Origin of the sequence: Sphingomonas sp. 179-A 2A2 NHS (assembly GCF_045371305.1) — a bacterium.
GTDB lineage: Bacteria > Pseudomonadota > Alphaproteobacteria > Sphingomonadales > Sphingomonadaceae > Sphingomonas.
Genome location: NZ_JBIQDE010000047.1, coordinates 1 through 633, shown reverse-complemented (window position 1 = coordinate 633; position 633 = coordinate 1). Strand labels below are relative to the sequence as shown.

Annotated in this window: 1 protein-coding gene; it reads left to right on the top strand. The window is 75.0% G+C overall.

The genetic code is table 11. The features are described 5' to 3' along the window. Positions 1-633: hypothetical protein (locus tag ACH0AE_RS17945; RefSeq protein ID WP_406876188.1), on the top strand; the 633-nt coding region annotated here is incomplete at both ends.

The window sequence follows — 633 nt, the reverse complement described above, 5'->3', positions numbered from 1 at the left end:
GCTCTTCCTCCTCGCCAACGCCAATATCCACTCGCTCGTCTTCGCCGGCGCGCTGCTGCTCCTGTGGGCGGTCGAGCTCCTCCAGCAGCGCGCGTGCGCCCTCCCCGACAGCCAACCCCCTGACCGCCGCGCCCCCACGCGGCAGGCCTGGCGCAGCTTCGCACTCGCCGTCGCCGCCACCGCGCTCGGCGCCGCGCTGTGCCTGTGGCAGGCCTACCCTTCCGCGCAATCCGCCGCGATGCTGCCGGTGGAACGCCCCGGCCCGCTCGCGCTCCTCGCAACGCTCGTGCTCGGCCTCGGCCCCGCCTTCGCCGAGCTGATGCCCGCGCCGCTGCGGTCCACGATCCCGGTGCTCGTCCTCCTCCCCACGCTGATCGGCCTCGCGATCGCCGGGCTGCGCGCGCCCCCTGCCCCCGGCGAACCGCCGCACCGCTGGACGCGCGCCCCGGCGCTCGGCGCGATCCTCGCCGCGACCGCCGCGCTGGTCGGCATGACGCTCGTCTTCGTGCTGGTCTATCCCGGCGGGTATCGCCACCAGGCACTGCTGCTCGCGTTCCTCGTCACGCTCGCCTGGATCGTCGCCGCGCGCGCGCCGGATCGACGCCTGCCCGACAATCTCGCGCTCATCACGCT